Here is an 18778-nt window from a genome sequence, read left to right as displayed (position 1 = left end):
GGCATGTCGGGCGCCGCGTTCTTGAAATCGCGTTTGACAAAGCCGGTCAAACTGTATGAAATCATCCATAGGGACGCAATGAGACAAAATACGTAACATACGATACAGCGCTCCCCCGGGGACGGCAGACTATGGAGACAGCACGGCCCGCCAGCCTTGCATCGCCTGAAACCGTAAGGGTTACCAACCCCGGCGGATCGAGCCCGTTCGTATTCACCTGCGACCACGCTTCCAATTTCCTGCCCGCCGAATTCGGCACGCTCGGCCTGCCGGCCGAGGACCTTTCGCGCCACATAGCCTGGGATCCCGGCGCGCTGCCGGTCGCCCGGCGCATGGCCGAGGCGCTCGACTCTACGCTGGTCGAGACCGGCATCTCGCGCCTCGTCATCGACTGCAACCGTCCGCTCGACGCACCGGACCTTGTGCCGCCGGTCAGCGAGACCACGATCATCCCCGGCAATGCCGGCCTGTCGGGCAAGCAGCGCGCGGAGCGTGTCGCTTTGTCGTGGCGGCCCTTCCATGACACGATCGCAGAGATCGTCGACAAAAGGCTGGCGCGCGGGCAGGAGACGCGGCTGGTATCGGTGCATTCCTTCACGCCCGTCTACAAGGGCAAGAGCCGGCCTTGGCATATCGGCATCATCCATGACGAGGACCGCCGGCTGGCGGCGCCGCTGATATCAGCGCTGCAGCGGCTGACCGGCGTCACGGTCGGCGTCAACGAACCCTATTCGCCGGCCGACCGCGTCTATTTCACGCTGGAACGCCACGCGCGTTCGCGCGGCCTTGCCTGCGCGATGATCGAAATCCGCAATGATGAAATCTCCGGCGAGACCGGGCAGCGGAAATGGGCGGATCTGCTCACGGGTATTTTTTCGGATCTGGAGCCCGAGGAGGCCAAGGGCTCCCGACAGCGTGCAGTGGGAAAGTCAGTTCAATCGGCCAGCTAAGAACTTAAAAAGGGGACTTCAAATGGCAGCACCGGGTTATACCGAAGTTGATAAGGCGGAGGACGTAAAACACCTCCACAGCATGGGCTACGCCCAGGAACTGGAGCGGCGGCTCAGCCGCTTTTCGAACTTCGCGGTTTCCTTTTCGATCATCTGCATCCTGTCGGGCGGCATCAATTCGCTGGCGCAGGCAACCTCCGGCGCCGGTGGCATCGGCATCGGCATCGGCTGGCTGGTCGGCTGCTTCGTCTCGCTGACCTTCGCGGTCGCCATGTCGCAGATCAGCTCGGCCTATCCGACCGCCGGCGGTCTGTATCACTGGGGTTCGATCCTGGGCAATCGCGGCACCGGCTGGGTGACGGCCTGGCTCAACCTGCTCGGACTGATTACCGTGCTCGGCGCCATCAATGTCGGCACCTGGACGTTCTTCCTGGGCGCCTTCGGTCCGACGCTCGGCATCGAGGGCACGCTGACCAACCAGATGATCTTCCTGGTCATCATCACCGGCGCCCAGGCGCTGATCAACCATCTCGGCATCAAGCTGACGGCCAAGCTCACCGACTTCTCGGGTTACCTGATCTTCTTCGGCTCGATCCTGATCGCGATCGTCTGCCTTGCTGCCGCCGAGACCTGGGATTTCAGCCGCCTGTTCACCTTCCACAACTACTCGGGCGACGCCGGCGCCGGCGTCTGGCCGTCCGTGTCCAATGCCTGGGTGTTCGCGCTCGGCCTGCTGTTGCCGATCTACACGATCACCGGCTACGACGCCTCGGCGCACACGTCGGAGGAAACCATCAAGGCAGCCTCCTCGGTGCCGCGCGCGATGGTCATGTCGGTGATCTGGTCGGCGGTCTTCGGCTACCTGTTCCTGGCAGCCTTCATCCTGATGATCCCGAACATGGACGACGCCGCCAAGCAGGGCTGGAACGTGTTCTTCTGGGCCTTCGACCAGCGCGTCAGCCCCGGCATCAAGGAGTTCGTCTACCTCGTCGTGTTCATCGCTCAGCTGCTTTGCGGCCTGGCAACCGTCACCTCGGCTTCGCGCATGATCTTCGCCTTCTCGCGTGACGGCGGCCTGCCGGGCTCAGCGGCGCTGGCCAAGGTCAGCCCGACCTACCGCACGCCGGTGGCGGCGATCTGGACTGCATCGATCCTGTCGGTGCTTTTCGTCTGGGGTTCGTCGGTGGTTTCGGTCGCCGGCACCTCGGCCTACACCATCGTCGTGTCCTGCACCGTCATCTTCCTGTTCCTGTCCTTCACCGTGCCGATCGTGCTCGGCATGATGGCCTGGGGCACGCCGAAGTGGGACAAGATGGGACCTTGGAACATGGGACGCGGCATCTTCATGCTGTTTGCCGTGCTCTCGATCCTGTCGATGATCCTGATCTTCGTCATCGGCATCCAGCCGCCGAACAACTGGGCGCTCTATATCACCGTCAGCTTCTTCATCCTGACGGCGATCGTGTGGTTTGCCTTCGAGCGCAACCGCTTCCAGGGGCCGCCGCTCGGCGACATCATCGCGGCGCGCCAGGCGGCGATCAAGGCAGCCGAACAGGCGGTCGGCGAGACCGGCCACTAACGTCGTCATCTCAATCATGGCCGGCATCGCGCCGGCCATGGTTTCGTTCACCCCTCTCAATCGACAAGCGCTGGAGTGCCACAAGAATGGCCGGAAATTTCTCGTTCGATCAGTTGAAGAAGGCGGTCTCCAGCGGCGAGATTGACACGGTGCTGGCCTGCATCGTCGATCTGCAGGGCCGGCTCGCGGGGAAACGTTTCCTGGCGCAATATTTCGTCGATTCCGCCCATGACGAGACGCATGGCTGCAACTATCTGCTGGCCGCCGACATCGATATGGAGCCGGTGCCCGGCTACAAGGCGGCAAGCTGGTCGAAGGGCTATGGCGATTTCGTCATGAAGCCGGACCTGGCGACACTACGGCGCATTCCATGGCTGGAAAAGACCGCGCTGGTGATCTGCGACGTGCTTGACCACCACACCCATGACGACCTGCCGCATTCGCCGCGCGCCATCCTGAGGAAGCAAGTCAAGCGGCTGAAGGAACGCGGCTATATCGGCTATTTCGCCTCCGAGCTCGAATTCTATCTGTTCAACGAGACCTATGATTCCGCCCGCAAGAAGCACTGGCAGGGCCTTGACACCGCCTCGCCCTACATCGGCGACTATCAGATCGGCATCACCACCAAGGAAGAAGGCGTCATGCGCCGGCTTCGCAACGAGATGGATGCGGCCGGCATCCCGATCGAGAACTCCAAGGGCGAGTGGGGTCCGGGCCAGGAAGAGATCAATGTGCGCTATGCCGAGGCGCTCGAGATGGCCGACCGCCACGTCATCCTGAAGAACGGCGCCAAGGAAATCGCCGAGTCCGAAGGCAAGGCGATCTCCTTCATGTCCAAGTACAATTACGGGCTCGCCGGCAATTCCAGCCACATCCACAATTCGCTGTGGAGCGCCGACGGCAAGACGCCGCTGTTCTTCGACAAGAAGGCCGACTGGACGCTGTCGACGCTCGGCCAGCAATGGGCGGCGGGCCAGCTTAAATACGCCAAGGAATTCACCTGGTTCCTGGCGCCCTACATCAATTCCTACAAGCGCTTCCAGGCCGGCACCTTCGCGCCGACCAAGATCATGTGGAGCGAAGACAACCGCACCGCCGGCTTCCGCCTCTGCGGCGAGGGCACCAAGGGCATCCGCATGGAATGCCGCATCGGCGGCGCCGACTTGAACCCGTATCTCGCCTTTGCGGCGCTGATCGCGGCCGGCCTTGCCGGCATCGACGAAAAGCTCGAGCTGCAGAAGCCGTTTGTCGGCGACGCTTACCAGGCCTCGCGCCTGCCGGAGATCCCGAAGACACTGCGAGACGCCACCGAGACGCTGGCCAAGTCGAAAATGCTGAAGCAGGCGCTCGGCGAGGACGTGCTCGAACACTATGTCCACACCGCGAAGTGGGAGCAGTTCGAATACGACCGCCGGATCACGGATTGGGAACTGCACAGAGGGTTCGAGCGGTATTAAGGTTGCCGGGAACACCGGCGCCCCTCACCCTAACCCCGTGAACAATGGGCGGACGGCGTCAGCGCCGGAGCTTCTTCCTTCTCCCCATCACTATACGGGGGAGAAGGTGCCGGCAGGCGGATGAGGGGCACACCAAGCCATATGATTTCGATTGTTAGAACGTGCGAGGACTTAGAAAATGACCGAAACGGTCAAACTCAAATCACCCGTCGATGGTTCGATCTATGCCGAGCGTCCGATCGCCACGGACCAGGCCATCAACGCCGCGGTCGAACGCGCCAAGGCGGCGCAGGAAAAATGGGCTGAGACGCCGATCGTCGAGCGCGGCAAGTACATGCTTGCCATGCTGGAAGCGCTGGTCGCCATGAGCGACGAGATCGTGCCGGAGATCGCTTGGCAGATGGGGCGCCCGGTGCGCTATGGCGGCGAGTTCGGCGGCGTCAAGGACCGCACCAACTACATGGTCGAGATCGCCGAATCGGCGCTGAAGCCGGTCATGGCCTCCAACCCGAAAGATGGTTTCCGCCGCTATGTGAAGAAGGTTCCACTCGGCGTCGTCATGGTGATCGCGCCGTGGAACTATCCCTATCTGACCGCCGTCAACACCATCGTGCCGGCGCTGATGGCGGGCAGCGCGGTCATCCTCAAGCACGCGGCGCAGACGCTGCTGGTCGGCGAGCGTTTCCAACAGGCCTTCGACAAGGCGGGGCTTCCCAAGGGCCTGTTCCAGAACGTCGTGCTGAACCACGCCCAGACCGAGAAGCTGCTCGGCTCCGGCAAGATCGATCATGTCAACTTCACCGGTTCGGTCGGCGGCGGCCGCGCCATCGAGAAGGCGGCGGCCGGCACCTTCATGACGCTCGGCCTCGAACTCGGCGGCAAGGATCCGGCCTATGTGCTGCCGGATGCCAAGATGGACCACGCCGTCGCCAACCTGGTCGACGGTGCCTTCTACAATTCCGGCCAGTGCTGCTGCGGCATCGAACGCGTCTATGTGCATGAGAGGGTCTATGACGAATTCGTCGAAGGCTTCATCGCCGAGACGAAGAACTATGTCGTCGGCAATCCGCTGGAACAGGCGACGACGATGGGGCCGATGGCGCAGGCGCGGTTCGCCGACCTGATCCGCGAGCAGAAGGCCGAGGCGCTGCGCAAGGGTGCTGCAGCGCACATCGACATGAAGGTGGCCGACGACAGAGCCGGCTCGCCCTATCTGGCGCCGGAAGTGCTGACCGGGGTTGACCACCAGATGAGCGTCATGCGCGAGGAAAGCTTTGGCCCGATCGTCGGCATCATGAAGGTGCGCAACGACGAGGAGGCGATCGCGCTCATGAACGACAGCCCCTATGGGCTGACCGCCTCGATCTGGACCGGTGACATCGAGCATGCGGTGGCGATCGGCGACCGCGTCGAGACCGGCACGGTGTTCATGAACCGCTGCGACTATCTCGATCCGGCGCTGGTCTGGACCGGGGTCAAGGACACCGGCAAGGGCGCGGCCCTTTCGGCCATCGGCTACGACAATCTGACCCGGCCGAAATCCTATCATCTGCGTGAAGCCATCTGAATTTCGAAAGACAAAAATGTCCAAGCTCATCTCCAAATGGAACTACCCCACCACCGTTCGCTTCGGCGCCGGGCGCATCAAGGAACTGCCCGATGTACTCGCGGCCACCGGCATCAAGCGGCCGCTCTTCGTCACCGACCCGGGGCTGGCCCAGCTGCCGGTCGTCGCCTCGACCTTGAAGATCCTCGACGATGCCAAGGTGCCCTATGGCGTGTTTTCCGAGGTGAAGCCGAACCCGGTGGATTCGAACCTGATTGCCGGCATCGCCGTCTTCAAAAAGGGCAAGCATGACGGCGTCATCGCCTTCGGCGGCGGCTCGGCACTCGATCTTGGCAAGCTGATCGCTTTCCAGGCCGGCCAGACGCGCCCGGTCTGGGATTTCGAGGATGTCGGCGACTGGTGGACCAGAGCCGATTCCGATGCGATCGCGCCGATCATCGCCGTGCCGACCACCGCCGGCACGGGCTCCGAAGTCGGCCGCGCCGGCGTCATCACCAATGAGGCGACGCACACCAAGAAGGTCATCTTCCATCCGAAACTTTTGCCGGCCATCGTCATTGCCGATCCGGAACTGTCGGTCGGCATGCCGGGCTTCATCACCGCCGGCACCGGCATGGATGCGCTGGCCCACTGCCTCGAGGCCTATTGCGCGCCGGGCTATCACCCGATGGCCGACGGCATCGCAGTGGAAGGCATTCGGCTGGTCTTCGAGAACCTGCCGAAGGCCTATGCCAACGGCAAGGATCTCGTCGCCCGCGCCCATATGATGAGCGCGGCGGCCATGGGCGCCGCCGCCTTCCAGAAGGGGTTAGGGGCCATCCACTCGCTGTCGCATCCGATCGGTGCGCTCTACGACACCCATCACGGCATGACCAACGCCGTGTTCATGCCCTATGTGCTGGCCTTCAATCGCGACGCGATCGATGAGCGCATCGCCAGGGTCGCCGCCTATTGCGGCATCAAGGGCGGCTTCGATGGTTTCGCCAGGGCGATCATCAAGCTGCGCAAGGAGCTCAAGGTGCCGCATGCGCTGCCGGGCCTGATCAAGGGGCTCGACATGGACAAGAAGCGCAAGGGGCTGATTGCCGACATGGCGGTGGTCGATCCGACCGCCGGCGGCAACCCGGTCAAGCTGACCAAGAAGGCGGCGCTGACGCTGCTCGAAAACGCCATCGCCGGCGCCGTCTGAGGCGGATTTCGCGTCGGAAGTGATCTGGAAAACGAGGGGAAAGGAAAGGGGAAAGGGCTACAGGCAGGGCAAAAACTAGTTAGCCGGAAAAATAGTCGCGAAGCGATTGCTACAGCCGGTTAAAAAGAGTTTACTTTTTCGTACTGCGGGGTGCCGGTTTCACAAAGCTTTCATCTGGCTGTCACACGAAAACGATACCGCATCGCAGGCGTCCAACGGCGTCAGTTCAACGGAGAGAACACATGTTCAAATTCACGGGGAAAGTGCTTTCCCTTTCGGCCGCGGCGCTTTTCGCGTCGACGGTGATTTCGTCCGCGGATGCGCTGGACGATCTCGTCAAGGCCGCCAAGGCCGAGGGCCAGCTCACGACCATCGCGCTGCCGCACAGCTGGTGCGGCTACGGCGACGTCATCGCCGGCTTCAAGGCGAAGTATCCGGGAATCACCATCAATGAGCTCAATCCCGACGCCGGCTCCGGCGACGAGATCGAAGCGATCAAGGCCAACAAGGACAACAAGGGTCCGCAGGCGCCCGACGTCATCGATGTCGGCCTGTCCTTCGGCCCGTCCGCCAAGGCTGACGGCCTGATCCAGCCCTACAAGGTGTCGACCTGGGACTCGATCCCCGACAGTGCCAAGGACCCTGAAGGCTACTGGTACGGCGATTACTACGGCGTGCTCGCCTTCGGCGTGAACAAGGCCGTCGTCCAGAACGCACCACAGGACTGGGCTGACCTGGAGAAGTCGGAATATGCCAACTCGGTGGCGCTCGCTGGTGATCCGCGCACGTCGAACAACGCCGTCATGTCGGTCTACGCTGCGGGCCTCGCGACTGGCGGCACCGCCGGCCAGGACGCCGCCGCCAAGGGGCTGCAGTTCTTCAAGAAGCTCAACGACGCCGGCAACTTCGTGCCGGTCGACGGTGAAGCGGCGGCTGTCGCCCAGGGCACGACCCCGATCGTGATGAACTGGGACTACAACCTGCTTGCCATGCGCGACAAGATGGCTGGTAATCCGGAAATCGAAATCGTCGTGCCAAAGGGAGCGGTGGTCGCAGGCGTCTACGTACAGGCGATCAGTGCCTATGCGCCGCATCCGAACGCAGCCAAGCTGTGGATGGAGTATCTGTATTCCGACGAAGGCCAGCTCGGCTGGCTGAAGGGCTACTGCCACCCGATCCGCTTCAATGACCTCGCCAAGAAGAACGCGATCCCGAAGGAAATGCTGGACAAGCTACCGGCGGCCGAGAACTACGAAAAGGCGGTCTTCCCTACCTTGGAGGAACAGAACGCTGCCAAGAAGGAAATTAGCACGAACTGGGACGCCATCGTTGGCGCCGTCGTGAAGTAATGCATAGGGCGCCGGCCGGTTCGCTGCCCGGCGCCCTATGCCAAATTTCGGGAATTCCATGGCAGACTCGACAATGCCCCAGACAGCCAGCGTCAGTCCGCGTGCGCCGGAGATCAGCCGCCTTCGGCTGCCACTGTATTGGTTAGGCGTAGCTCCGTTCTTCGTTTTCGCGCTGCTCTTTCTGATCTTGCCGACGGTAGGGCTGATCGCGGGTGCGTTCAAAAATGCAGCCGGCGACTATACGTTCGACAACATCATAGCGTTGTCGCAGCCCAAGCTCGCCGCGGCCTATCTGGTTTCCATTCAGATCAGCTTTGTTTCCGCGGTGCTTGGGGCCTTGATCGGCCTGGCAATGGCAGTGGCAGTCGTTCGCGGAGGCTTGCCGTCGTGGTTACGCTCGGCGACCTTGACCTTCTCTGGCGTCGCCTCGAATTTCGCCGGCGTACCGCTGGCATTCTCGTTCATCGCGACGCTAGGTCGGCTCGGAGTGGCGACGATCCTGTTGCGAGACATTTTCGGCATTAACATCTATTCGCTCGGCTTCAGTATCTTTTCGTTCTGGGGCCTTATCCTCACCTACCTCTATTTCCAGATTCCATTGATGATCGTCATCATCACGCCGGCGGTCGATGGGCTGAAGAAGGAATGGGGCGAAGCCGCCGCCACGCTCGGCGCAACCAATTGGCAATATTGGCGCATGGTGGTCATCCCGGTCTTGTGGCCGAGTTTTCTCGGTACGACGGTCCTCCTCTTTGCCAACGCGTTCGGAGCGGTCGCGACGGCCTATGCACTGACGGGACCGTCACTCAACATCGTGCCAATCCAGCTGTTCGCGCAGATACGCGGCGACGTGCTTTACAATCCCAATCTAGGCTACGCGCTTGCATTCGGCATGATCGTCATCACCGGCCTGGCCAACCTCTTCTATATCTTGTTCCAACGGCGAGCCGAACGGTGGCTGAAATGAAGCAAGGCAGTCGCTTTTGGGCTTGGCTCGTTTTTGGCGTGGGAATCACCTATTTTATCCTGCCGCTTTTGGCGACCTTTGAATTCTCCTTGCGCAAGCGGCGCGGGGAATACTCCTTTGACGCCTACCGCTCAGTCTTCGGAGATCCGAATTTCCAGACGACATTTACCTACTCCGTGGTGGTGGCGGTCTTCACCATTCTTTTGGGCGTGCTTCTCGTTGTCCCGACGGCCTACTGGATTCGGCTACGGCTACCGAACCTGCGGCCGGTTGTAGAGTTCATCACTCTGCTGCCGCTGGTTATTCCCGCTATCGTCATCGTCTTCGGCTATATCAGAATGTTCGGTTCGAATTCGGCGTTGCCTTTTCTGGCGACAGCGCGCGGCACCGATGTTCTGCTGGTCATCGGCTATGCGGTGCTGGCACTGCCTTATATGTACAGGGCGGTCGATACCGGTCTCCGGACCATCGACGTCAGAACGCTCACCGAAGCCGCACAAATCCTCGGCGCCGGCTGGACCACCATTATCGCCCGCATCATCCTGCCGAACGTACTGATCGCCGTCTTGTCCGGCGCGTTCCTGAGTTTTGCCATCGTCATTGGCGAATTCACCATGGCCTCGCTGTTGAATCGCCCGGCCTTCGGCCCCTACCTGCAGAACATCGGCGCCAACAGTGCCTATGAGCCGTCAGCACTGGCGATCATTTCGTTTGCCATTACCTGGGGGTGCATGTCGCTGATCCAGATCCTGTCGCGTTTTGCGCCGAAATCGGCGAACCGTCCGAACTGATCGAAAGAAAATGCCATGGCCGAGCCATTCCTCTCAATCCAGCATGTCCAAAAGTCCTTCGGCGCCACCACCGTGGTGCAGGATTTCAATCTCGACGTGCAGCCGGGCGAATTCGTCTCCTTCCTCGGGCCATCGGGCTGCGGCAAGACGACGGTGCTGCGCATGGTCGCCGGCTTCGAGGAGCCGAGCGCCGGCAAGATCGTCGCGGCCGGCAAGGACATCACAAGGCTCAAGCCCAACCAGCGCAATGTCGGCATGGTGTTCCAGGCCTATGCGCTGTTCCCCAACCTGACGGTCGCGCAGAACATCGCCTTCGGGCTGAAGGTCGCCGGCATGCCGAGGGCCGATGCCGACAGGCGCGTCGCCGAGATGCTGGACCTCATCAAGCTGCCGCAGATGGGCGATCGCTATCCCTACCAGCTCTCCGGCGGCCAGCAGCAGCGCATCGCGCTGGCGCGCGCGATCGCGCCGAAGCCGAAGCTCTTGCTGCTCGACGAGCCGCTGTCGGCGCTCGACGCCAAGGTGCGCGTGTCGCTGCGCGAGGAAATCCGCTCGATCCAGAAGAAGCTCGGCATCACCACCATCTTCGTCACCCACGACCAGGAAGAGGCGCTGTCGATCTCGGACCGCATCGCCGTCATGTATGGTGGCAAGGCCGAGCAGGTCGGCACGCCGTTCGAGATCTACAACCGGCCGGCAACCAAGTTCGTCGCCAACTTCGTCGGCACGCTGAATGTGCTCGAAGGCACGGTGACCGACGCCGCTTCGGGCACGGTGCGCGTCAATTCGCAAGAGGTCGCGCTCAAAGGCAAGCTCAACGGTTCCAAGTCCGGCGACACGCTGTCGCTGGCGCTGCGGCCCGAGGCGATTTCGCTCGGCCGCCAGCCCGGTCGCGATTCCAGCCTTTCGGGCGAAATCGCCGAGGTGCATTTCCTCGGCTCGGTCATCCGGGTTCGCGTCGGCATCGGCGGCAGCACGGTCTCGCTCGACACGTTCAACAGCCCGGCAACACCGCCGCCCGCCGTCGGCGAAAAGGCCGAGATTTCGTTCTCGTCGGGCGATATGCTGGTGCTGCACTAGACAAACAGCGGCGGTGTTCCGAAAGGTCGAGGCTGCAAGCCGACGCGATGAATAGCAGCGGAGAATGCTACGGCAATCACGACTGCCTCTGGCGAAGCCTATGATGAAGCAGACAAGGGCATAGCGTCCCCGACAGACCTGGAAGTCATTACGGCAAAAACAGAAGCTGCCATCAACCGGCAGATCGTCTGGGTCATCGGCATCGCCTTAACCGTCATCGACGTTATGATCGCCCCTGAAAATCTGGGCCTGACGGCCCGCTTGGCCAGCCTTCATTTTGCCTCCACGGTCAGGCCGTTTTTGCTTGGCTCCATCGCGACGGCCGCGTTTGTGCTGCTATTGTGGCTGCGGTCGCTTCCGCGCCTCTCGCGTCGTCACCTTACTTCACAGTGATCTTTCCAAACGACGGACTACTAAATGCGTTCTTGGTTTTGTCGTAGCCCGCACAGCCTTCCTTCCCCGCCCGAATCTTCTCCCATGTGACACAGAGTTTGTTACCCTTGAGCTTCCAAGTGCCCTTTTGCTTCTCTAGCCCGGAGACGATTTCTGACGTTCCGCCCGCCTTATGACGGGCGCAGACAACTCCCGCTTTCGCGGTTATGCACAGTGTCCTTCCAATCAATTCCTCCTCGATTTGCTTGGCGGTCATCGTTTCCGCGAAAGCGTTCGGCACTAACGCGAAGACGAAACTAGAAATAATAATCAAGCGTTGCATCGTTTTCCTCCCATCGAAAGGACTCATTCTTTACGTTGCGGAGCGTTTTGTCAATTTAGAAGTCTGAACGAGAACTATAGAATACGAAATGTGCCCCCTTTAACCAAGTAACGGATACAGGCGCTTTCGCCAAAATCCCGCCCAAGGCGAAGAGAAAATGCAACGATTGCTTTCACCTTACCTCTACCGGGATCGCAACGCCATCGAGCGCACGTTCTGCGGCGCATCGCCACCGTTGCGATCCTCTCGCGCAGAATTTCTTCGCCGTCTCCATCGGCGTAACCGTCAGCTATTGGTTGTGAGTCCGGACCTAGGGACAATCAACAGCATCTTGCCGCATTGCCACTGCCAACTACCCCGCTTCGCCGCTACGATGGGGATATGGCGCTTTTCGAACTGACCCTCGTCCTGCTCCTGATCGCTGTTGCGCTGACTGCGGTGTCGCGGCGTCTGGAGATACCCTATCCATCCCTGCTGGCTCTGGCAGGCGCCGGGATTGCGTTCGTGCCCGGGGCGCCGACGATCGAGATCGACCCGGAACTGGCGCTTGCGCTGTTCATCGCGCCGGTGCTGCTCGATGCGGCCTATGACACGTCGCTGCGCGATCTCAACCGCTACCGGCTGCCACTCGTGGCGCTGGCGCTCGGCGCCGTCATCTTCACCACCGCAGCCGTTGCCTTCGTCGGCTGGAAAATGGCCGGGCTGCCGATAGCCGCGGCGATAGCGCTTGGCGCCATCGTCGCACCGCCGGACGCGGTGGCGGCGAGCGCCGTGCTCGGGCAATTCAAGGTGCCGCATCGGATCACGGCCATCCTGCAGGGCGAGAGCCTGCTCAACGATGCCACCGCGCTCCTGATCTACCGGCTGGCGGTATCGGCAACGCTCGGCTCGATCATGCTGAGCAACGCCATTCCGACGATCCTGCTGTCGACGATCGGCAGCCTGGTCGCGGGTTATGTGCTTGGCCGCTTCTCGCTGCTCACGCTTACCCGCATCGAAGACGCGGCGAGCAGCACGGTGGTGCAATTCGCCGGGACATTCGGCGTCTGGATCCTGGCAGACAGGCTGGGGCTTTCCGCCATCATCACCATCGTCGTCTACGCCATGACCATCGCACGCACCGCACCGCGCCTGATGTCGGCGAGGAGACGCGTCAGCACCTATTCGGTCTGGGAGTCGGCGGTGTTCGTGCTCAACGTGCTGGCCTTCGTGCTGATGGGCCTGCAGGCACGGTCGATCGTCGGCCGGTTGGCCGGGGAAGGGCAGGCCGAAGCATTCGTCTTCGCCGCAACGGTGCTGGCCGTGGTCATCGTATCGCGTCTCGTCTGGGTTATGAGCTATGGTGTGATCATCAGATGGCTCGCTCGCTTCGGCAGTGCCGAGCGGCGAAGGGAAGCGCCAACTGTTCGCGGCGGCGTGCTTATCGGCTGGTGCGGCATGCGTGGGCTGGTGACATTGGTGGCGGCGTTCGCCTTGCCGGCCGATTTTCCCGGCCGCGATCCGATCGTGCTCGCCGCTTTCGCGGTTGTTCTCGGCACGCTGGTGCTGCAAGGCATCACCCTGAAGCCGCTGCTGCGCTGGCTTGACCTCGATCCGGACAGTACGGTCGATCGCGAGGTGGCGCAGGCACGCGTGGCCATCATGGAGGCGGCGCTTAGTGTATTGAGCGGCAAGACATCGAATGCGGCTGCCGCGGTGCGCGAGCAATATACGGCCCAGCGGACGATCGCGGAAAACCCGGAAAACGCGCAGGCGGCGACGGAGTATGACCGGCTGCGTCTCTATGCCATCAACAGTCAGCGCGACGCTCTCGAAGAATTGCGCCGCAACGGCACGATAGGCGACGAGGCCTATCACCGTCTGGAGGAGGAGATCGACTGGTCCGAACTGGCGGCCTCTCCAGCCGGGCGGTTCCAACCGCTGACAACCTAGATCGGGAAAGAGAAAGCCGAACACTGGTCACATCTGGCCCAGCCCCGGCGTTGGTGCGGTCCATTGCAAGGCCTTCGCCGAACCGCTACTGCCATCACGAAATTGAGCCGGATAAGCAATGAAGCTCGTCAGCTACAACATCCAGTACGGCTTCGGCGGCGATGGCCGCTACGACCTCGCGCGCTGTGCCAAGATCGTTGCCGGCGCCGACATCATCGCCTTGCAGGAGGTGGAGCGGCACTGGCAGCGCACAAACGAGGACGATCAGCCGGAACTTCTTTCCCGGTTGCTGCCCGGCTATCACTGGGTCTATGGCCCGGCCTTCGACATGGATGCGAGCCAGGAACGCGATGGCCGCATGGTCACCCGTCGCCGGCAGTTCGGCACCATGCTGCTGTCCAGGCTGCCGATCGTCTGGTCGCGCCTGCACACGCTGCCGCTGCGCCGCACGCTGCGGCCGCTCAACACCCGCAATGCGGCACTCGAATGCATGATCCGTACCCCAGCCGGGCCGGTTCGGTTCCTCTCGCTGCATCTCGCCCACATCGCCGCTGAGGAGCGGCTGGAGCAGATCGACTATCTGCTCAACGAACATCGCCGGGCGCCGTCCGATGGCGGTCCCTGGAGCGGCGCCGACGATGAGCCCGAGCGCAACTGGAGCAATGGCGAGCCCGAGCCGGAGAACCCGCTCGCCGCGATCTGGCTGGGTGATTTCAATATGGAGCCCGGGAGCGCCGAATACCGGCGCATCGTCGGCAGCACGCCGTATCATCGGGGTGCCGCGTATCTCGACGGCTTTGTCGATGCCACCGCCGTTGCCGCCGAGCCAGTGGCGGATTTCCATACGCATGTGAAGACGATCGACGGCAAAGTGACCAAGCGCCGGCTCGACCATTGCTTCGTCGGCGGCACTTTTGCGGATCGCGTGCGTTCGGTCAGGGCCGACATCGGCGAGATCGCCTCGGACCATTTTCCGCTGCGTGTCGACATCGACCTGGAGACGCCGCTCGCCGCTGCGACAGCCGGAGGCGGATGAGGCAGCAATGACCTTGTTCGTCTTCTTCGCGGTCCTTGCCGCCGCCGCCATGCACGCGATCTGGAACGCGCTGGTCAAGGTGCATCTCGATCGCTTCCTGTCGATTACGCTGATGACGCTCGGCATGGGCGCGGCAGGACTGGTGGTGCTGCCTTTCGTCGAGGTGCCGAAGGCCGAAGTGTGGCCCTACATCATCGCTTCGGTGATCTTCCACATGGGCTACCGAACCTTCCTCATCGGCGCTTACAGGGCCGGCGATTTCGCCCAGACCTATCCGCTGGCGCGCGGCACGGCGCCGCTGCTCGCCGCACTCGGCGGCATGGTGGTGGTCAAGGAGGTGCCGGCACCGCTTGCCATCCTCGGCATTCTGCTGTTGTCGGCCGGCACTGTGGTGATGTCGTTTCGCGGCGGCGCGCATCTGGAGCGGCTCAATCTGCGCGCGGTCGGTTTTGCGCTCGGCACCTCGATCTTCATCGCCAGCTATACGCTGTCCGACGGCAGCGGCGCGCGGCTCGCCGCTACCGCACAGAGCTATGCCGCCTGGCTGTTCATCTGCGATGCCATCGGGGCGCTGGTACTGTGCCTCATCTTCCGTGGACGCCAAGCGCTGCCGGTGCTGGCGCGCGACTGGAAGGCGGGTCTGTTCACCGGCGTGCTCAGCGGTGCCGCCTACTGGATCGTCATGTGGGCGATGACCAAGGCGCCGATCGCCTCGGTCGCCTCGCTGCGCGAGACCTCCATCCTGTTCGCCATGTTGATCTCGGTCTTCGCGCTGGGCGAAAAGATGACGGGCTGGCGGGGTGCCGCCGCGCTCAGCATCGTCGCCGGCGTCGTGGCGCTCAGGCTGGGTTAGCCAAGCACCGTCATCACCTGGCCGCGCCGTTCCGGACTGAAGCGGATGACGACGATGATGCAGACCGCGACCACGCCCGCGAAAAGCGCCAGCGCGTAGCCGTAGCTGCCGCCCGGAGCCTCAGCGATGCCTGCCTGGTAAGGACCGCCATAGGAGGCCGCGAGATTGCCGGCCTGGTAGATGAAGCCGGGCAAGGTCGCGCGCACGGCGCCGGGCGAAAGCTCGTTGAGGTGCACCGGAATGACGCCCCAGGCGCCCTGGACCGCGACCTGCATGATGAAGGCGCCGATGGCCAGCATGAAGGGCGTGGTCGAGTAGGCCCACAGCGGAATCGACGGCAAGGCGATCAAACAGGCGATGGTGATTGCATTGACGCGGCCGATCTTCTCGGACAGCGCGCCGAACGCCAGGCCACCGACGATGGCGCCGATGTTGGCGACGATGGTGATCCAGCTCACCGTATGCGGGTCGAAGCCATGCTGCTTCTTCAGGAAGGTCGGGTAGAGGTCCTGGGTGCCATGGCTGAAGAAGTTGAAGAACATCATCAGCACCACCGCATAGAGCGCGACGCCCCAGTGCTTTTGCAGCGTTTCCAGGAGCCCCGGCCTGGCCGTTTTCTGTGCGTCGACGAAGGCCGGTGATTCCGGCACATGGGAGCGGATGAACAGGACGATCAGTGCCGGCAGGAAGCTGAGCAGGAACATGGCCCGCCAGCCGATCGTATAGCCGCCGATCGTTTGCTGATAGAGCAAGCCATAGACCACTGCCGCCAGCAGGTAGCCGGCCGGATAGCCGCACTGCAGGATGCCCGAGACCATGCCGCGTGCGCTGGGCGGGATGGACTCCATGGCGAGCGAACTCCCGAGCCCCCATTCGCCGCCCATGGCGATGCCGAACAAGGCGCGCAACGCCAGGAAGATGCCGAGATTGGGCGAGAAGGCGGCCAGTGCGCCGATCACCGAATAGCTGACGATGTTGAGCATCAGGATCGGCTTGCGGCCGTATTTGTCGGCGAGCATGCCGAAGAAGAATGCGCCGATGAAGCGCGTCGCCAGTGTCAGGAACAGCGCCTTGGAGACGGCCGGCACGTCAGCATGGAATTCAGTTGCAATATCCGTGAGCAGGAATGTCAGAAGGAAGAAATCAAAGGCGTCCAGGGTCCAGCCCAGAAATGACGCCAGTACGGTTTTCTTCTGCTGCGAATTAAGGGGCAAATTGTTCCTCCTTCCATCTTCACGGATGCGAGGAACTATCGGCCAGTTTGCGTAAGGCCGGTGGTCACTTTTTCGCGCGGCTCATGTGATCGAACGCCGCCTGGAATGACAGGTCCGGGACGCAGCTCGAGGATTGGTTCTAGATTTCCAGATCGAAGACCATCAGCCCGTCGGTGTCACCTTCAAGCGCCGCGACCAGGCGAGCGCCGGCGCGCTGATGCGCTTCGTGCACCAGATAGGCGTCGCGGCAGGCGGCGTCACGGAAGTCGATGGTGAAGCCGTGCTAGAAGCCGCGCGCAAACGGTTCGGGGCTGACATTGGCGCTGAATTTTACCACATCCATGCCATCGATCGCCCAGCGCAGCGCTTCGAGATCGGCGTGGATCGCCGCGCGTTCGGCGTCGGCGACATCGCTGCGGAAGCGGACGAAGACACAGTGCCTGATCATATTTTTGTCCCTCCGATTACGCTGCGCGGTTTCCAGAGAAAACAGCCGGCGGCAGCGGCTCGCGGCCAAGGATCAGGTCGGCGCCCTTTTCGCCGACCATGATGGTCGGCGCGTTGGTGTTGGAGGAGGGGACGCGCGGCATTACCGAAGCATCGCAGACGCGCAGGCCGTCGATGCCGCGCAGCCTGAGGTCGGGTGTCACCACGGCCATCTCGTCATGGCCCATGCGGCAGGTGCCGACCGGATGATGATCGGTCTTGGAACTGCGGCAGGCATAGTCGAACAGTTCGTCGTCGCTCTGCAGGGTAGGGCCGGGCAGCACTTCGCGCAGGACATAGGGTTGCAGCGCCTTCTGGCGCATGATCTCGCGCGCCAGCCGGAGTCCCTTGATCGACATGTCGCGGTCATAGGGATCGGACCAGTAGTTCGGGTCGATCATCGGGTGGTCGGCCGGGTCGGCGCTCTTCAGCCGCACCGTGCCACGCGAGCGTGGGCGCAGGAAGGCCGAGTTCAGCGTCACGCCCGGATTCCTAAGCTTCTCGACGCCGGCCTCGATGCCGGAGCCGAGGCCGAGATGGAACTGGATGTCGGGTGAGGCGGCGGTCGGGTCGGCGTACCAGAAGCCGCCGGTCTCGAACAGGCTGGAGGCCACCGGGCCTTTCTTCAATAGCAGATATTGCAGGCCGGCCCATGCCGTGCGGTGCAGCTTGGCGTAGTTGTCATAGGTGTGGTCGCCGGTGCATTCGGCGATGACGAACAGGTCGAGATGGTCCTGCATGTTGGAGCCGACGCCGGGCAGGTCGTGCACCGGCGTCACGCCGACCGCTTTCAGATGATCGGCCGGGCCGATGCCCGACTGCATGAGAAGCTTGGGCGAGCCGATGGCACCGGAAGAGACGATCACCTCGCGCTCGGCGCGCAGGATTTTTGTCTCGCCGCCGGGCTTATCGACGATCTCGACGCCGATGGCGCGGCCCTTCTCGACGACGATGCGGGTGACCAGCACGTCCGTCCTGACGGTGAGGTTCTTGCGGGCGCGGATCGGCTTCAGATAGGCGACCGAGGCGGAAGATCGTCGCGCGTCCTTCTGGGTGAGCTGATAATAGCCGACGCCTTCCTGGCTGGCGCCGTTGAAGTCGGGATTGAAAGGAATGCCCATCTCCTGGCCGGCGCGGAAATAGGCCTCACAGATCGGCAGCGGCGAAATCGGGTTGGAGACGCCGAGCGGACCCTGATCGCCATGAAAGTCGTTGGCATAGCGCTGGTTGTTCTCGGCGCGCTTGAAATAGGGCAGCACGTCGCGATAGCCCCAGCCTGCAAGGCCTTCCTCCTTCTCCCAGGCGTCGTAGTCGCGGGCGTTGCCGCGCGTGTAGATCTGGGCGTTGATGGAGGAGCCGCCGCCGACCACCTTGGCCTGCGTATACCAGAAGACGCGGTCCTTCATGTTTTTCTGCGGCACGGTCGACCAGCCCCAGGAGGCGATGCCCTTGGTCATTTTGGCGAAGCCCGCCGGCATGTGGATCAGCGGGTGCCAGTCCTTGCCACCTGCCTCGAGCAGCAGAACCGAATTCGAGGGATCCTCGCTCAGCCGGTTGGCGAGAACGCAACCGGCCGGGCCGGCGCCAACGATTATGTAGTCGGTCATGGTCTC

At 62.5% G+C, this 18778-nt stretch carries 16 protein-coding genes; 12 read left to right on the top strand and 4 right to left on the bottom strand.

The annotated features are described in order from the left end of the window. The first annotated feature begins 131 nt into the window (after positions 1 to 131). From ACFX5Q_RS06775 to ACFX5Q_RS06735, 9 genes are all read left to right on the top strand, one after another. Positions 132 to 950, top strand: a complete 819-nt coding sequence (locus ACFX5Q_RS06775; protein WP_404276360.1) for an N-formylglutamate amidohydrolase — start codon at positions 132 to 134, stop codon at positions 948 to 950. A gap of 22 nt (positions 951 to 972) precedes the next feature. Next, positions 973 to 2529 carry an amino acid permease gene (locus ACFX5Q_RS06770; RefSeq protein WP_404276358.1) on the top strand — a complete coding sequence of 519 codons (1557 nt, stop codon included), beginning with the start codon at positions 973 to 975 and terminating at the stop codon, positions 2527 to 2529. 86 nt (positions 2530 to 2615) lie between these two features. After that, positions 2616 to 3986 carry a glutamine synthetase family protein gene (locus tag ACFX5Q_RS06765; RefSeq protein WP_006206238.1) on the top strand — a complete coding sequence of 457 codons (1371 nt, stop codon included), beginning with the start codon at positions 2616 to 2618 and terminating at the stop codon, positions 3984 to 3986. A gap of 178 nt (positions 3987 to 4164) precedes the next feature. Next, positions 4165 to 5553 carry an aldehyde dehydrogenase family protein gene (locus ACFX5Q_RS06760; protein ID WP_404276356.1) on the top strand — a complete coding sequence of 463 codons (1389 nt, stop codon included), beginning with the start codon at positions 4165 to 4167 and terminating at the stop codon, positions 5551 to 5553. A gap of 16 nt (positions 5554 to 5569) precedes the next feature. Next, positions 5570 to 6742 carry an iron-containing alcohol dehydrogenase gene (locus ACFX5Q_RS06755; protein WP_404276354.1) on the top strand — a complete coding sequence of 391 codons (1173 nt, stop codon included), beginning with the start codon at positions 5570 to 5572 and terminating at the stop codon, positions 6740 to 6742. 242 nt (positions 6743 to 6984) lie between these two features. After that, positions 6985 to 8091: an ABC transporter substrate-binding protein gene (locus ACFX5Q_RS06750; protein WP_404276353.1), complete on the top strand. Its 1107-nt coding sequence runs from the start codon at positions 6985 to 6987 to the stop codon at positions 8089 to 8091. A gap of 73 nt (positions 8092 to 8164) precedes the next feature. Continuing rightward, positions 8165 to 9058: an ABC transporter permease gene (locus ACFX5Q_RS06745; RefSeq protein ID WP_404276351.1), complete on the top strand. Its 894-nt coding sequence runs from the start codon at positions 8165 to 8167 to the stop codon at positions 9056 to 9058. Further along, on the top strand, positions 9055 to 9849 hold the full coding sequence (locus ACFX5Q_RS06740) for an ABC transporter permease (RefSeq protein ID WP_404276478.1): 795 nt from the start codon (positions 9055 to 9057) through the stop codon (positions 9847 to 9849). The genes ACFX5Q_RS06745 and ACFX5Q_RS06740 overlap by 4 nt, the downstream gene beginning before the upstream one ends. Positions 9850 to 9864: 15 nt before the next feature. Next, entirely contained in the window at positions 9865 to 10929 is a 1065-nt protein-coding gene (locus ACFX5Q_RS06735; RefSeq protein WP_404276350.1) for an ABC transporter ATP-binding protein, read from the top strand. Positions 10930 to 11308: 379 nt separating this feature from the next. Here the strand turns inward: ACFX5Q_RS06735 and ACFX5Q_RS06730 are convergent, their stop codons facing one another. Then, complete coding sequence (locus ACFX5Q_RS06730; protein ID WP_404276348.1) at positions 11309 to 11644, bottom strand: hypothetical protein; 336 nt, start codon at positions 11642 to 11644, stop codon at positions 11309 to 11311. Between the two features lie 381 nt (positions 11645 to 12025). On the opposite strand from ACFX5Q_RS06730, the gene ACFX5Q_RS06725 reads away from it, so the two are divergent. The 3 genes from ACFX5Q_RS06725 to ACFX5Q_RS06715 all read left to right on the top strand — a co-directional run bounded on the left by ACFX5Q_RS06725 (position 12026) and on the right by ACFX5Q_RS06715 (position 15465). Next, positions 12026 to 13576 (top strand): cation:proton antiporter, encoded by a 1551-nt coding sequence (locus ACFX5Q_RS06725; RefSeq protein WP_404276346.1) that lies wholly within the window; start codon positions 12026 to 12028, stop codon positions 13574 to 13576. A 118-nt stretch (positions 13577 to 13694) separates the two neighbouring features. Further along, positions 13695 to 14612 carry an endonuclease/exonuclease/phosphatase family protein gene (locus tag ACFX5Q_RS06720; protein ID WP_404276345.1) on the top strand — a complete coding sequence of 306 codons (918 nt, stop codon included), beginning with the start codon at positions 13695 to 13697 and terminating at the stop codon, positions 14610 to 14612. Positions 14613 to 14619: 7 nt separating this feature from the next. Then, entirely contained in the window at positions 14620 to 15465 is an 846-nt protein-coding gene (locus tag ACFX5Q_RS06715) for an EamA family transporter (protein WP_404276343.1), read from the top strand. Here ACFX5Q_RS06715 and ACFX5Q_RS06710 read toward each other — a convergent pair. From ACFX5Q_RS06710 to ACFX5Q_RS06700, 3 genes are all read right to left on the bottom strand, one after another. After that, positions 15462 to 16679 (bottom strand): MFS transporter, encoded by a 1218-nt coding sequence (locus ACFX5Q_RS06710; protein ID WP_404276342.1) that lies wholly within the window; start codon positions 16677 to 16679, stop codon positions 15462 to 15464. The two genes, ACFX5Q_RS06715 and ACFX5Q_RS06710, sit on opposite strands and share 4 nt — an antisense overlap. A gap of 283 nt (positions 16680 to 16962) precedes the next feature. Next, positions 16963 to 17127 (bottom strand): Dabb family protein, encoded by a 165-nt coding sequence (locus tag ACFX5Q_RS06705; protein ID WP_404276341.1) that lies wholly within the window; start codon positions 17125 to 17127, stop codon positions 16963 to 16965. Between the two features lie 16 nt (positions 17128 to 17143). After that, positions 17144 to 18772, bottom strand: a complete 1629-nt coding sequence (locus tag ACFX5Q_RS06700) for a GMC family oxidoreductase (protein ID WP_404276339.1) — start codon at positions 18770 to 18772, stop codon at positions 17144 to 17146. Positions 18773 to 18778: the final 6 nt, after the last annotated feature.

The organism is Mesorhizobium sp. IMUNJ 23033, assembly GCF_044778005.1.
In the GTDB taxonomy this organism is placed as follows: domain Bacteria; phylum Pseudomonadota; class Alphaproteobacteria; order Rhizobiales; family Rhizobiaceae; genus Mesorhizobium; species Mesorhizobium amorphae_A.
The sequence above is the reverse complement of the archived record's forward strand: the minus strand, read 5'-3'. Positions and strand labels throughout refer to the sequence as shown.